The organism is Mesorhizobium sp. M8A.F.Ca.ET.161.01.1.1 (assembly GCF_004792105.1).
Classification (GTDB): domain Bacteria; phylum Pseudomonadota; class Alphaproteobacteria; order Rhizobiales; family Rhizobiaceae; genus Mesorhizobium.
Window position 1 is genome coordinate 1 of sequence record NZ_SRTD01000329.1, and the last position, 318, is coordinate 318.

At 55.7% G+C, this 318-nt stretch carries 1 protein-coding gene; it reads right to left on the reverse strand.

The window, feature by feature from the left end:
* On the reverse strand, positions 1-318 hold a 318-nt coding region (locus EN804_RS37595; protein WP_210237396.1), incomplete at both ends, for a hypothetical protein.

Genomic DNA, 318 nt, shown 5'->3' on the forward strand with positions numbered 1-318 from the left:
CTGTCATGCTGCGGTCGCCGTCATAGACAACGAGGGTGCTTTCCTTGCGCAAACCCCAACGACGCGCCTTTTGTTCAAGCACCGTGATATCGGGCAAGGGCCGCTGGCCGCCCTCGACCGTGGCAGGCGATTGGAAATCAGTATAGGCTTCAGTATCGATTGCACCTTCGATACGAAGACCATTGAAAGACGGTTCACCGGTGTAAGGATTGACGGAATGGACGGCCAGAATTGTCACATCTTCACCCGCCTCCCGAAGAGCCTGCAACTCCAGAGGTGTCAGAAGAACGGATTTGCGGATATCGTCGGCCATATCGC